Origin of the sequence: Micromonospora sp. NPDC049891 (assembly GCF_040660295.1) — a bacterium.
Taxonomy (GTDB): Bacteria; Actinomycetota; Actinomycetes; order Mycobacteriales; family Micromonosporaceae; genus Micromonospora.
This window is the reverse complement of the sequence record NZ_JBFAML010000001.1, coordinates 348,230-360,419: the sequence shown is the minus strand read 5'-3', so window position 1 is coordinate 360,419 and position 12,190 is coordinate 348,230. Positions and strand designations below refer to the sequence as shown.

14 protein-coding genes are annotated in these 12,190 nt (G+C 73.5%); 5 read left to right on the top strand and 9 right to left on the bottom strand.

Annotated elements, in window-relative coordinates:
* Positions 1–7 precede the first annotated feature (7 nt).
* Positions 8–427: a preprotein translocase subunit TatB gene (locus tag AB0I71_RS01805; protein ID WP_357581327.1), complete on the bottom strand. Its 420-nt coding sequence runs from the start codon at positions 425–427 to the stop codon at positions 8–10.
* 75 nt (positions 428–502) lie between these two features.
* On the bottom strand, positions 503–1,822 hold the full coding sequence (locus AB0I71_RS01800; protein WP_357581326.1) for a trypsin-like peptidase domain-containing protein: 1,320 nt from the start codon (positions 1,820–1,822) through the stop codon (positions 503–505).
* Between the two features lie 194 nt (positions 1,823–2,016).
* Between AB0I71_RS01800 and AB0I71_RS01795 the strand changes: the two genes are divergently transcribed.
* Positions 2,017–2,691 (top strand): O-methyltransferase, encoded by a 675-nt coding sequence (locus AB0I71_RS01795; RefSeq protein WP_357581325.1) that lies wholly within the window; start codon positions 2,017–2,019, stop codon positions 2,689–2,691.
* Positions 2,692–2,797: 106 nt separating this feature from the next.
* Here the strand turns inward: AB0I71_RS01795 and AB0I71_RS01790 are convergent, their stop codons facing one another.
* Positions 2,798–4,264 carry a leucyl aminopeptidase family protein gene (locus AB0I71_RS01790; RefSeq protein WP_357581324.1) on the bottom strand — a complete coding sequence of 489 codons (1,467 nt, stop codon included), beginning with the start codon at positions 4,262–4,264 and terminating at the stop codon, positions 2,798–2,800.
* A gap of 148 nt (positions 4,265–4,412) precedes the next feature.
* Positions 4,413–4,580, bottom strand: coding sequence for a DUF3117 domain-containing protein (locus tag AB0I71_RS01785; protein ID WP_203990634.1), 168 nt, complete (start codon positions 4,578–4,580; stop codon positions 4,413–4,415).
* Positions 4,581–4,770: 190 nt separating this feature from the next.
* Here AB0I71_RS01785 and AB0I71_RS01780 point away from each other — a divergent pair, with 190 nt between their 5' ends.
* Positions 4,771–5,595: a PaaX family transcriptional regulator C-terminal domain-containing protein gene (locus AB0I71_RS01780; protein WP_357581323.1), complete on the top strand. Its 825-nt coding sequence runs from the start codon at positions 4,771–4,773 to the stop codon at positions 5,593–5,595.
* Positions 5,592–6,383 carry an enoyl-CoA hydratase-related protein gene (locus AB0I71_RS01775; RefSeq protein ID WP_357581322.1) on the top strand — a complete coding sequence of 264 codons (792 nt, stop codon included), beginning with the start codon at positions 5,592–5,594 and terminating at the stop codon, positions 6,381–6,383. The genes AB0I71_RS01780 and AB0I71_RS01775 overlap by 4 nt, the downstream gene beginning before the upstream one ends.
* Before the next feature lie 60 nt (positions 6,384–6,443).
* Here AB0I71_RS01775 and AB0I71_RS01770 read toward each other — a convergent pair whose 3' ends face one another.
* Genes AB0I71_RS01770 through AB0I71_RS01755 form a run of 4 tightly spaced genes read right to left on the bottom strand, consistent with a single transcriptional unit; the run spans position 6,444 to position 8,913 of the window.
* Complete coding sequence (locus AB0I71_RS01770; protein WP_357581321.1) at positions 6,444–7,067, bottom strand: hypothetical protein; 624 nt, start codon at positions 7,065–7,067, stop codon at positions 6,444–6,446.
* A gap of 4 nt (positions 7,068–7,071) precedes the next feature.
* Positions 7,072–7,662: a DNA-3-methyladenine glycosylase I gene (locus tag AB0I71_RS01765; protein ID WP_357581320.1), complete on the bottom strand. Its 591-nt coding sequence runs from the start codon at positions 7,660–7,662 to the stop codon at positions 7,072–7,074.
* Between the two features lie 52 nt (positions 7,663–7,714).
* The gene (locus AB0I71_RS01760; RefSeq protein ID WP_357581319.1) at positions 7,715–8,212 is read right to left on the bottom strand and encodes an SRPBCC family protein; all 498 of its coding nucleotides are present in this window, start codon (positions 8,210–8,212) and stop codon (positions 7,715–7,717) included.
* The gene (locus AB0I71_RS01755) at positions 8,209–8,913 is read right to left on the bottom strand and encodes a DivIVA domain-containing protein (RefSeq protein ID WP_357581318.1); all 705 of its coding nucleotides are present in this window, start codon (positions 8,911–8,913) and stop codon (positions 8,209–8,211) included. The genes AB0I71_RS01760 and AB0I71_RS01755 overlap by 4 nt, the downstream gene beginning before the upstream one ends.
* Positions 8,914–9,133: 220 nt before the next feature.
* On the opposite strand from AB0I71_RS01755, the gene folP reads away from it, so the two are divergent.
* Complete coding sequence (folP, locus tag AB0I71_RS01750; protein ID WP_357581612.1) at positions 9,134–10,003, top strand: dihydropteroate synthase; 870 nt, start codon at positions 9,134–9,136, stop codon at positions 10,001–10,003.
* 22 nt (positions 10,004–10,025) lie between these two features.
* Here the strand turns inward: folP and AB0I71_RS01745 are convergent, their stop codons facing one another.
* Entirely contained in the window at positions 10,026–10,403 is a 378-nt protein-coding gene (locus AB0I71_RS01745; protein ID WP_093408387.1) for an NADH-quinone oxidoreductase subunit A, read from the bottom strand.
* Positions 10,404–10,526: 123 nt separating this feature from the next.
* On the opposite strand from AB0I71_RS01745, the gene AB0I71_RS01740 reads away from it, so the two are divergent.
* Complete coding sequence (locus AB0I71_RS01740) at positions 10,527–12,005, top strand: hypothetical protein (protein WP_357581317.1); 1,479 nt, start codon at positions 10,527–10,529, stop codon at positions 12,003–12,005.
* Positions 12,006–12,190: the final 185 nt, after the last annotated feature.

The window sequence follows — 12,190 nt, the reverse complement described above, 5'->3', positions numbered from 1 at the left end:
TGGGGTGTCAGGTGACGTCGTCGTAGCTGACCGCGCGGGGGGCCGGGGCCGGGCCTGAGGTGCTCGCCGGGGCCGGGTTCGACCGGCGCGGGTCCGCCGCGTTCGCGACGTCCTTGAGTTCGTCGTGCACGCCTGTGACGTCCGCTCGGAGGCCGTCGTAGACGCCCTGAAGCGGTTTCCGGATCGCCTGCTCGTCCTCCTCGCTGAGCAGGTGCTTGCGGATGAACGCCTTGGGGTGCAGGTCCTCCAACTGGATGTCGGTGCCCAACTCCTTGCTCAGGTCGGTGGTGGCGCTGCGGGCCATGTTGCGGAGGTTGCGCACCATCCGCAGCCCGTCACTGATCACCACCGGCAGCCGGTCGCCGAAGATCAGCAGCGCCAGCAGCAGCAGCGCGCCAACCTCCCACACGTTCAGGTTCTCGAACACCCTCGGTCCCCCTTTCCCCCGGCTACCGCAGCCAGAGTACGCACGTCGGTGCCGCTGCCAGAAGAGGGTGCGAGGTCACTTCGCGTCCGCGGCGAGGGTGACCGAGGCGTTCTGCCGGCTCGAACCCCGGCGGTACTCGACGGTCACCACCGATCCGGGCGCGTACTTGCGGACCAGGGCGATCAGGTCGGTCGGCTCGGTCATCGGGCGGCCGTTGAGCTTCAGGATCACGTCACCGGCGCGCAGTCCCGCACCGGCGGCCGGCCCGGACGGCTCGACCGTGGCGAGGCGTACCCCGGCGCCGTTGGTCCCCGAGCCGGGCCCGCCGACCTGGGCGCCGATCACCGTACGGCGGGCCTTCCCGGTGCCGATGATGTCCTGGGTGATCCGCTTCGCCTGGTTGATCGGGATGGCGAAGGCGAGGCCGATGTTGCCGGCCTCCTGCCCCTCGGCGACCAGAGACTTGATCGTGGAGTTGACCCCGATGACCCGGCCCGCCGCATCGACAAGCGGGCCACCCGAGTTGCCGTGGTTGACCGCGGCGTCGGTCTGGATCGCGGCGTAGTAACGCGTCGGACCGCCCGGCTCGCCGGCGTGCATCGTCCGGTCCAAGGCGCTGACGATGCCCGCGGTCACCGTGTTCGCCAGCGACAGCGGGGAACCGATCGCCAGCACCGGGTCGCCCACGGCCAGGGCGTCGGAGTCACCGAACTCGACCGGACGCAGCCCGGTGCGGGAGACCTTGATCACGGCGATGTCGGACTCCGCGTCCTGCCCCACCACCGTCGCGGAGGCCGAACTGCCGTCGTTGAAGATGACCGAGGCCTTTCCGGTGCCGCCGGCCACCACGTGATCGTTGGTGATCACATGCCCGTCGGCGCTGGCGATGAAGCCCGAACCCTCGCTGGTGCCACCCAGGCCGGCGACCCGGACGGTGACCACGCTGGGCAGTACGCGTTCGGCGACACCGGCCAGCGACTCCGGCGGCCGTTGGGCGAGGGTGGGCGCCGCATTGGGGACCGCACCGAGCACCGCACCGCCGGCACCACCACGGATCGCGAACGCGTAGCCGAGCGCACCACCGAGCGCGCCGGCGAGCAGGGCGGTCACCAGCGGAATGAGCAGGAGCTGCTGGAGTCTCGGCCGGCCGGCCGCGTCGGGGTCGGTGACCGGTTCCGGCTCGCTGCCGGCCACCGGGGCGGCGGGCAGCACCACAGCCGCCGGTGCGTACGGATCCCGCCACGGATCGGCGAGCGCGTCGGACCACCACGGCGACGCCGGATGGCCGCCGTCCTGTGGTGTCGCGGGCACACCGGCTGGCGGATGCCCGGCCGCCGGCTGCCCGGCCGGTGCTCCGCCCACGCCGGGCTGGCGCCAGTCCCAGCCGTCGGTCACTCGGTGCCTCCCACTCCCGTCCCCCGGTATCCACGCGTCCACGTCCGGCGCGCCGGGCGCGGTCGACGGGATACCGCTTCCAGGATTGCACGGATGCGCCGCGCGGGGTCAGCGGTTGTCACTGCGGGTGGATGCCCCGCTGCGCTCGGAGCGGGCCGCCTTTAGAGTCACAGTGCCCAACCGCCCTGCGCATCATGCTCGTCGCCCGGAGGTGCCCCATCGCCACGGTCGCCGGTTCCGGCAGTTCGACGAACCCGGCCCTGCAGTTCGCCGAGTCGTACGTCACCGAGGACCTCGTCCTGCGGACCGCGCGCAGCCTCGCCCACGAGGTCGGCCTCGCCGCGGTCACCCCGGGCGCGGGTGCCGCGTTGCGCCTGCTCGCCGCCGCCGGCAATGCCCGCGCGGTGGTCGAGATCGGCACCGGCACCGGCGTCAGCGGCGTGTGGCTGCTGCGCGGCATGCGGGCCGACGGGGTACTCACCACCATCGACGTCGAGGTGGAGCATCAGCGGATCGCCCGGCGCATCTTCGTCGAAGCCGGCTTCGTGTCCGGCCGGACCCGGATCATCACCGGCCGGGCGCTGGACGTGCTGCCCCGGCTCGCCGACGGCGCGTACGACCTGGTCTTCGTCGACGCCGAGGTGACCGGCTTCACCGCCTGCGTGGACGCCGCGCTGCGGCTGCTGCGGCCGGGCGGCGTGCTGGTGCTCAACGGTGCGCTGGCCGGCGGCCGGATCGGCGACCCGGCCGCCCGCGACCCGGAGACGGTGACGGTTCGCGAGACGGTGAAGGCCATCCGCGAGTCGGAGCACTGGATCCCGGCACTGCTGCCGGTCGGCCACGGGCTGCTGGCCGCGGTGCGCTGCTGAGCCGACCCACCCGCGGTCCGGCCGGCTGACAGCCGTACCGGCGGGCGGGCCGGCCGAGGACCGTACCGGCGGGCCGGCCGACCAGGGTCCGCACGACCCGGGACGCTCAGTCCAGCGCCGCCAACCAGCGGAGCAGCCCGCGTACGCCCCAGCCGGTCGCGCCCCGGGTCAGCTCGGCGTCGTCGCGTTCGCACCACGAGGGTGCGGACATGTCGATGTGCAGCCAACGGTCCCGCAGTTCGCCGGTGAACTCCCGCAGGTAGAGAGCGGCCAGCACGGAGCCGCCGCCCTGCGTCGGCGCGCTGTGCAGGTCGGCCAGGTCGCTACCGAGGTGCTCGACGTAGTCGCTGGGCAGCGGCATCCGCCAGGCCGACTCGCCGGCCGCCCTGATCGCCGCCAGCAGATCCTCGGCGAGCTGGTCGTTGTCGCTGTAGAGGGCGCCGGTTCGGGTGCCCAGCGCCACCGCGTTGGCGCCGGTCAGGGTGGCCAGGTCGACAAGCAGGTCGGGCTTGAGTTCCTGCACCGCGTACGCCAGCGCGTCGGCGAGCACCAGCCGGCCCTCGGCGTCGGAGTTCGTCGTCTCGCTGGTCAGCCCGCCGTAGTGCCGGACGATGTCGCCGGGACGGAACGCGGCCCCGCTGACCATGTTCTCGGCCAGCGGCGCGAGCGTGGTCACCCGCACCGGCAGCCGCAGCGCCGCGGCTCCGAGGGTGGCCGCCACGACGGCGGCGGCACCGGCCATGTCCTTGCGCATCAGCTTCATCGCCGGCACGGGCTTGATCGAGATGCCGCCGGTGTCGAAGGTGATGCCCTTGCCCACCAGGACCACGTGGGTGCGGGCGTCCGAGGGATGCCAGTCCAGTTCCACCAGGCGCGGGCCGCTTGCCGATCCCCCGCCGACGGCGAGGATGCCGCCGAAACCCTCGGCGGTCAGTTGCTCCGGCTCGCGGACCCGCAACGTCAGCCCGGGCAGGTCGGCCACGGCCTCGGCGACCTGCCCGGCGAACCACTGCGGGTTCTTGACCGAGGAGGGCATGTTCGTGAGGTCCCGGGCCAGTCGGGTCATCCGGGCGGTGGTTCGCGCCACCGTGACGGCCTGCTCGTACGCCTCAGGGTCGGTGACCGCCAGGTCCACGGCGGTGAGCGCGGGGGCGTCGGCGTCCGCACCCAGCCGGAACCGGTACGACCCGAGCAGCAGCCCTTCGACCAGACCTCGCACCGCCTCCGGTGCCGCTCCTGCCGACAGGGCGAGTGTGACATGAGTCTCATCTTTGACCGCGCGGACCAGCGCCGCGCCAGCCGCCCGCCAGGCCGCCTCGTCCGCCGCACCGACCCCGAGCAGCAGCAGTCGCCGGGGAGTTCCGCCGGGCCGCAGCTGCGTGTGCACGTCGCCGGCCCGGCCCTTGAACCGCGCCACCGGGATCAGGGCGGCCACCTCGTCGGCGACCCCGTCGGGCGGGGTCACTCCGGTCGGGACCGGCTCGGCCGGTGCGTTGTCGGCGGCACCGGGCCGCACGGGCAGGACCAGGGTGTCGAGCCGCTCCGGCTCGGCGGTCAGACGGATGGCGAGCACGCGGAGCCGTACCTCCTGGAGACGGACGCGCGGTGGATCGGCCGCGCGAGGGTGTGACGGCTCTGAGCCACCGGTGATACCGGTGGCTCAGAGCCAGGGACCAGACGACCGTCCGCGGCGGCGAGCGTCGCCGACGAACCGGCCTCACTCAGCCGACGGCCGCCTTCAGCGCGTCACCGAGAGCAGTCGCCTCGTCGGGAGTCATCTCGACGACGAGCCGGCCACCGCCCTCCAGCGGGACCCGCATGACGATGCCCCGGCCCTCCTTGGTGACTTCCAGCGGACCGTCGCCCGTCCGCGGCTTCATCGCCGCCATGTTGTCTCCCCTCAGACCTACACCAGGGTCGGTGGGTTGCCCCACAGCCACTTCGCCATGACCACCCGCAACTTGCACGTGGGTGTCGACCGACGATTTTCCCTGATGAACACCGCCGGACCCAAACCGAAGCAGCATTGATGTAACAGCATCTAGCTTATCCTTAGATGGCCTGTCACAATGTGCGGTCATGCAGGCACGGTCGGCACTCTTCGACCTGTACGGCGACCACCTCCGACCGCGGGGTGGGCGCGCACCCGTTGCCGCGCTGGTCAAGCTGCTGGCACCGCTCGGGATCGCGCCACCCGCCGTACGTACGGCGGTTTCCCGCATGGTCCGCCAGGGCTGGCTGGAACCGATCAGATTGACGTCCGGCCCGGGATATTCGATCACACCGAAGGCGGCCCGCCGACTGGACGAGGCCGCCTCCCGGATCTACCGCACCGGTCGGGTCACCTGGGACGGCCGCTTCGACCTGCTGGTGCTGGACGCGCCAAGCGCGCGGCGGGACCGCCAGCGACTCGCCGCCAACCTGCGCTACCTCGGCTACGGCACGCTTGACGAGCAGACCTGGGTGGCCACCCGGCCGGCCGAGGACGTCGACCTGCTGCTCAGCGAGGCGGGCGTACGCTTCGAGCGGTTCAGCGCCGCGCACGCCGCCGGCACGCCGGGCTCGATGGGCCTGGTCCGCCGGGCCTGGGACCTGGCCGAGATCGGCCGGGCGTACGAGCAGTTCGTCGCCGAGCAGCGGACGCTGCTGACCGGCGTCACGGCCCGCAGCGGTGACGAGGAGGCGTACGCGGCCCGGTTCCGGTTGGTGCACGCGTGGCGTACGTTCCTCTTCCGGGACCCGCAGCTGCCACCGGCGCTGCTGCCCGAACGCTGGCCCGGCATCGCCGCGGCCAGCTTCTTCGACCGCCACGCGGCCCGGCTCCGGCCGGCCGCCGACCGGTACGTCGAGCAGTGCCTCGACGGTGGACACCGGATAGCCCGACAGAAGGGTCGCCAGACGTGACCGAGCCGCTGCTCGTCGACCGCACCGACGCGGTCGTCACCCTCACCCTGAACCGCCCGAAGGCGATGAACTCGCTCGACGTGGCGCTCAAGGAGGCGCTGCGGGACACCCTCGCCGAGCTGGAGACCGACCGTGGCTGCCGGGCGGTGGTGCTGGCCGGAGCCGGCGGGTCGTTCTGTGCCGGTCAGGATCTGCGCGAGCACGTGAACACCCTCCAGGCGGGCGACGGCAAGCCGCTGGACACGGTCCGGGCGCACTACAACCCGATCGCCGCCCGGCTGGCCAGCCTGCCGAAGCCGGTGGTGGCCGCGGTCCGGGGCATGGCCGCCGGGGCGGGCGCCTCGCTGGCCTTCCTGGCCGACATCCGCATCGGTGGCCCGTCCACCAGCTTCCTGATGGCGTTCGCCAAGGTCGGGCTGGCCGCCGACACCGGCGCCTCGTGGACGCTGCCCCGGCTCGTCGGCCACGCCAAGGCCGTCGAGCTGCTGATGCTGGCCGAGCCGGTACGCGCCGAGGAGGCCTGCCGGTTGGGCCTGCTCAACCGGATGATGGACGACGACGAGCAGGTGCTGCCCACCGCGCAGGAACTGGCCGCCCGGCTCGCCGCCGGACCGACAGTGGCCTACGGGGCGATCAAGCGTCAGCTCTCCGTCGCCGACGCCGGCACCCTGGCCGACGCGCTGGCCGCCGAGGCGCAGGCGCAGGCCATCTGCGGCGCGACAGCGGACCACAGCGCCGCCACCATGGCCTTCGTCAACAAGCAGCAGCCGGTCTTCGAGGGCCGCTGAGTCGTCGCGGGAGGATCAGGGGTCTACCGTCGCCGGCCCGCCGCCGGCCGCCCGGGTCGGTCAGTCGTCCTCTTCCGGGTCCTGGTTCGCCTCCGCGCCCAGCACGAACGCCTGCATGGCCAGTTCGTCGCCGGAGGGTGAGACGAAGGCGGGCAGCTCCCGGGGGCCGAGTTCCTGCACGTACGCCCAGAACAGCCGGACCGCCTCGGCCGGCGAGTCGGCCTCGATCGGCAGGTCCAGGCTGACCAGCCAGGTGCGGCGCTGCGGTGCCGGGCCGAGCCGGTCGACCAGCTCACGGAACGTCGCCGCGTCGAGCGCGGTGACCGGCCCGCTGAGGACCAGCGCGTCGGCCGGCACCGGCTCGTCGAAGGCTCGCCGGGTGTACGTGACGACAAGCGCGTCGGGTGCCTGGTCGGACTGCGGGTCGTCCGGATCCTCCGGACGTCGGGTGGCCGGGCCGGCGACCCGGCCCACCGCCACCAGCCGCGGCGGCTCGTCGGTGAGCACCGCGACCTGGTCACCGAGGCGGGGCAGGGTGGTCTCGTCCAGCCCGGTCAGTTCGAGTGTGTCGTGGTGGACGAGCCGCTCGGCGTCGTACCGTCCGGCGGGCAGGAGCACGGCCCAGGTGCCCGTGCCGTCCGCCTGGCTCGCCCCGTTCACCCGGTGTGCGGTGTCGGTCGTCATGCCCTCATCCCATCACGCCCGTCGTGGATGTCACGACGTGGCAGCCCGCAAGGTGGTCGTCGACCATCCCGGTCGCCTGCATCAGCGCGTACGCCGTGGTCGGCCCGACGAACCGGAAGCCGCGCTTCTTGAGCGCCTTGGCCATCGCCGTGGAGGCGTCGGTGAGGGCGGGCACGGCGGCCGCGGCGCCCGGTCGGTCCCGACCGGGCGGCGGGGCGAAGGACCAGAGCAGCGCCGACAGTCCCTCGGGCAGTTGCTGCGCGGCGCGGGCGTTCGCGATCGCAGCTTCGATCTTGGCTCGGTTACGGACGATGCCGGCGTCGCCGAGCAACCTGGCCACGTCCGCTTCGCCGTAGCCGGCCACCGTGTCGATCCGGAACCCGGCGAAGGCCGCCCGGAAGGCCTCCCGCTTGCGCAGAATGGTCAGCCAGGACAACCCGGACTGGAACGCCTCAAGCGTCATCCGCTCGTAGAGCGCGTCGTCACCGTGCAGCGGTCGGCCCCACTCCGTGTCGTGGTAGACCGCATAGTCGGGGGTGCTGGCTCCCCACCCGCACCGGGCCAGCCCGTCGGCCCCGATCACCAGTTCAGTCACGGCGTCAAGGCTAGTGCGGTGCCCGACAGCCCGGTGCCGCCCCGCGCGCCGGTCAGGGCAGGCGGCCCTGCTCGACCTGGCGGGCGAAGCGTCGCAGTGCCTGGGTGAGGCTGAACTTGGAGCCGGGCCAGAGCACCGGCCAGGCCACCCGTCCGGCCGGGCCGCCCGGCAGGTGGAACCACTCGTGCCAGACCACCTGGCTGCGCCCGCTCTCCAGCGGGGTGCAGCGCAGCACCCCGGGGCCGCGCAGCAGCGTGCCGCAGTGCACCACGCCGATCTCGTACGGCGCGTCCACCCGGACCACCCGCATCTTGTCCCGCAGCACCGCCGGCCCGAGCGAGGTGACCGCCTCGACGAGGCTCCCCTCGCCGCCGTCGCCCTCCACCACCCGGACGGTGGTGAACGGAATCCACTCGGACTGCCGCTCCCAGGCCAGCAGAGCGGCGAAGACCTTCTCAGCCGGCGCGTTGACGATCACCGTGGCGGTGACCTCGCCGGCACCGGGTTGGGCCGCCTCGCGAAGATCGTCAGCGCCGTCCGAGCCGCTCACGCCGACTCCGACCGGACCACCGAACCGCGCGACCCGGATCCCGGTGCCGCACTGTCGGTCGACTCCTCGCCGGTGACGGGGTCGGCGGCGGTGGGGGTTGCGGCCGCGTCGGTCGGCTCACCGCCAGGCACCGGCTGCTCGGCGGCCGGCCGGACATCGCGGTCGGCCGGCTCCGTCGCCGCTGCCGCCGCGGACTCCGACTCCGCCGCTGGTGCCGCGTCGGCTTCCGGCCCCGGACCGGGCACACCGTCGGCCCCGACCGCCGCCGGGGTCACCGAAAGCTCGATCGTCGATCCTTCGACCACCGGGGCGTCCCAGGGGGAGGTCCCCGCCTCGATCGGGTTGGCCGCCTGCTCACGGGCCCGTCGGAGCGCGTCGGCGTCGGCAGTTCGTCCGTCCCGCAGCGCCGTCACCTCTGCCTCCAGCACACCGATCAGCTCGGCCTTGTAGCCGATGTCGTACGCCGCCCGGCGCATCGCCTGATCAACCTGGGTCATCCGGTACCCACGCAGCGCGGTGTCGAAGCGCACCTCACCCACGTCCGACTCGCGCAGCGGACGATCGCCGGGCAGCGGCACCGCCCGTCCGTCCGCCTCGACCGGGGCCAGGCCGGGATCCCGACCGGTGACCAGCACCGTCACGCCGAACACGACCGCCGCGACGGTGACCGCCACGACCAGCAGGAGCAGAAGCTGACCCATGCACTGATCGTGGCACGCCGAGAGGAACGGGGCGACCCCACCCGGCGCGGCGTACCGGACAAGGCGCTGGTGCGGCGGCCGGAAACGTTCACCGGGCCGCGCCGGGCCCAGGCGACGGTCCGGCGACGTTCCCGGCCACCGCACCGGACCGGTGACCGGATAGCGTCAGCGTGGCGGCGGCGTGATCGCCCCGACGGCGTACGGCGATGTGGGAGGTGGCGTGGCCGGGGTGCTGCGGCTCGGGGCTCGGCGGTTCGGTCCCGACGACCTGGTGGTGATGGCGATCGTCAACCGCACCCCGGACTCGTTCTTCGACCGGGGTGCGACCTTCCAGGCCGACAGTGCGCTGCGGGCGGTGGAACGGGCGGTGGACGAGGGTGCGGACATCGTCGACATCGGCGGGGTCAAGGCCGGGCCGGGCGCCGAGGTCGACGTCGCCGAGGAGATCCGTCGCACGGTGGGCACCATCGCCGCCGTACGGGCCGCCTTCCCGGAGGTCGTCATCTCGATCGACACCTGGCGCGCCGAGGTCGCGGTGGAGGCCGTGGCGGCCGGCGCGGATCTGCTCAACGACACCTGGTCAGGGGCGGACCCGGCGCTGGCCAGGGTGGCGGCGCGGACCGGGGTCGGGCTGGTCTGCTCGCACGCGGGCGGCCTCAGCCCGCGCACCAGGCCGCACCGCGCGGCCTTCGCCGACGTGGTGGCGGACGTGGTCACGACGGTGACCGGGCTCGCCGAGCGCGCGGTGTCCCTGGGCGTACGTCCCGACGGGATCCTCATCGACCCGGCACACGACTTCGGCAAGAACACCCGCCATTCCCTGGAGATCACCCGCCGGCTGGGCGAACTGGCCGCGACCGGCTGGCCGGTGCTGGTGGCCCTGTCGAACAAGGACTTCATCGGCGAGACGCTGGACCTGCCGGTCGCCGAGCGGCTGGAGGGAACGCTCGCCGCGACGGCGGTCTCCGCCTGGTTGGGTGCCCGGGTCTTCCGCGCCCATCAGGTCCGCCCCACCCGCCGGCTGCTGGACATGGTCGCGGCCGTCCGGGGAGATCGCCCACCCACGCTCAGCCGTCGCGGCCTCGCCTGAGCCGTGGGCGGTCCAGTGAAGGTCAGGTCCAGCGGAGGATGTTGCGCCGCCAGGCGTAGAGCAGGCCGAGCGCGAGGACACCCACGAAGATCGCCATCTCCACCACGGTGACCATCCCGAACCCGGGCCGATCGAAGACCACCGCCCAGGGGAACAGGAACACCGCCTCGACCGCGAACAGCACGTAGAGGTAGGCGTAGACGTAGTAGCGGATCTGCATCTGCGCCCAGTCGCCACCCACCGGGTCGAGGCCGCACTCGTAGCTGGCGCGCTTGCCGGGCGGATCGGCCGGGCGGGCGGGGCGCAGCACCCGGTTGGCGGTGAACGCGACGACGAGGAAGAGCACGCCAGCGAGCAGCAGCAGCCCGAGCGTCGCGTACGAGCCCAGGTAACCGGTCACGGTCGGTCAGCCTACCGTCCCGGGCCGGACCCCCGCCGGGTCGCGAAGTTCTTTTCACCTGGGACTAGTGTCCCAGGGCAACTTATGCCCACCATGGGGACCACCACCAGCACCGGAGGATCAATGGGCCGCCTGCCCGGACGACGCGCCTGGCGTCGTACCTTCGCGTCCGCCTGCGCCCTCGGCCTGCTGGTGGCTGCCGGAGCCGCCGTTGCGCCGGGGGCGGTGGCGGCCGCACCGACGGCGAATCGGGCCGCCGAGCCGGGGCCGTACAGTCCGCCGGCCGAGCCGACCGGTGAGCCCGAGCCCACGTCGCCCCCGCCCACGGTGGAGCCGCCGGTCGAGCCGAGTGCACCGGCGTCACCGTCGACGACGCCCACCCCGGGTGCCACCACCGGCGGACCGGTCCCGAGCAGCGGTCCGCCGGCCGCGACAGTCGCACCGCCCCGGCCCACGTACTCGCCGCCCTCCCGGCCGCCCGCGCCCACGATCGCGCCGCCCGTCGCAGCCGGAGTGAAGGTCACCACCGGCGACGTCACCCTGCCGGTCGGTTACTGGAACGCCGCCAGCACCGTGGCGTCCCTGAGCGTGACCGTCACCAACACCGGCACCGCGAGCGCCGGTGTCCGGCTCGCCTACACCCTGCCGGCCGGGCTCACCGACGCCGGCACGGACGGCTGCGCCACCGCCGGGAACCGGGAGTACCGCTGCGGGCAGTGGACCACGGCGCCCGGCGCGCAGTTCAGCACCCGGCTGCGGATCCGGGTCGACGGCGACGCCTGGCGCAGGATGCCGCTGGCCGGCTCGGTACGGGTGACGGCCAGCGGCGCGACCGGCACCGCCGAGGACGACGAGGGCTTCGCCGTGCTCTTCCCGCCGGGCCCACCGGCACCCGGGATCACCATGTCGGCCGACGAGGTCGCCTTCGACGCCGAGGGTGCCAGCGAGGGCCTTCTCGTCCGGCTCGGCAACACCGGTCGGGCCGACGCCACCGGCCGGGTCGACGTGCTGCTGCCCGCCGGGGTCACGGTGGCCGCGCCGCCGTCCGGCTGCGTCGCCGTGGCGGCGACGCGGACCCGCTGCGACCTCGGGACGGTCCGGCCGGGGCGTACCGAGGAAGTGAGGTTGCCGGTGACGGCGACCCCACCGGCGCTGCGCACCGCGCCGCTGTCCGGGGCGGTGATCGGCCGGCTCGACCCGCGCCACGGTGCCGACCGGCGCATGCAGCTCAGCTTCCGGATCACCGCGGCGTCACCGGAGCTGCCCGTGGTGGCGCCGCCCGCGCCGGTGACGTCGCCGAGCCTGCGCCCGGCCGGGGCGGCGCCCGGTGACACCGAGGGGCTGACGTCGCGCCAGCGCACGGCGGTGTTGCTGATCACGGTGTCGGTGCTGTTGCTGCTCCTCACCGTCGGGCTGGTCGTGGCGAGGATGCGTCGCCGGGCAACCGCGCCGGGGACCGGGGGCGGGAAGCTGACAGCTACGGCACTCGGGACCGGCGCGGAGGGCCCGGCCGGCGGTGCGCCGGGATCCGACAGTGGGATCTGGTTCAAAGCCCGACGGCCGGCCCGGACCAATGACCGACCTGGCTGGGACGTGCGGTGATATGGATTACGGCGGCCCCGGCGAAACACCGCAAGTGACCACATAAACCCTCACGTTTCGATCCCAGTCGGCGGACCTCCGGGCAGGGCAGGCCCCCGATCCGACGTAGGCTCTCGGTGAGGGAAGACAGGCGGGCCGGACGTTCACGGACGGCCGGTGCAGCGGCGCGTCAAGGAGGTCTCGTG